The organism is Chryseobacterium artocarpi (assembly GCF_001684975.1).
GTDB classification, from domain to species: Bacteria; Bacteroidota; Bacteroidia; order Flavobacteriales; family Weeksellaceae; genus Chryseobacterium; species Chryseobacterium artocarpi.
In genome coordinates, this window is the sequence record NZ_MAYH01000031.1 from 1 (window position 1) to 457 (window position 457).

Sequence of the window (457 nt, forward strand, 5' to 3'; positions counted from 1 at the left end):
AAGCCTGCTGCATCGCGAGAAAAGCACCCTGCCCATTCTCCGAAGAAGCCGTCTGATGATGAGCATCATTCGCATTTCCATATCCGGAAAGATAGGCTAAAACAGGCTTGTTTTCCTTTGTCACAATTTCCTCAGATTCCATAACTAAAAAAGCGGCGGCTTCTCCTAAATTTAAACCTTTCCGGTCATTGTCAAAAGGCGTGTTATAGGAATCCGTAAGAATCATCAGGGTATTGAATCCGTTCAGGGTAAATTTGGACAGGGAATCTGTTCCGCCAACGATAACGCGATCTAAAACGCCGTTTTTAATCAGTTTGGCTCCCATCATAATGGCATTGGCGGCTGATGAACAGGCAGTGCTGATCGTAGAAACCATTCCTTTTAACCCCAGATAATCTGCAATGGCTAAAGAAGAATTACCGGCATCATGAGCATCAATATATTTTTGCTTCTCAGG

The 457-nt window shown here is 43.8% G+C and carries 1 protein-coding gene; it reads right to left on the reverse strand.

The window, feature by feature from the left end; translation table 11 throughout:
- Nucleotides 1–457, reverse strand: a 457-nt coding sequence (locus tag BBI01_RS11595) for a beta-ketoacyl synthase N-terminal-like domain-containing protein (RefSeq protein ID WP_317040725.1), incomplete at both ends; no start/stop codon positions are given.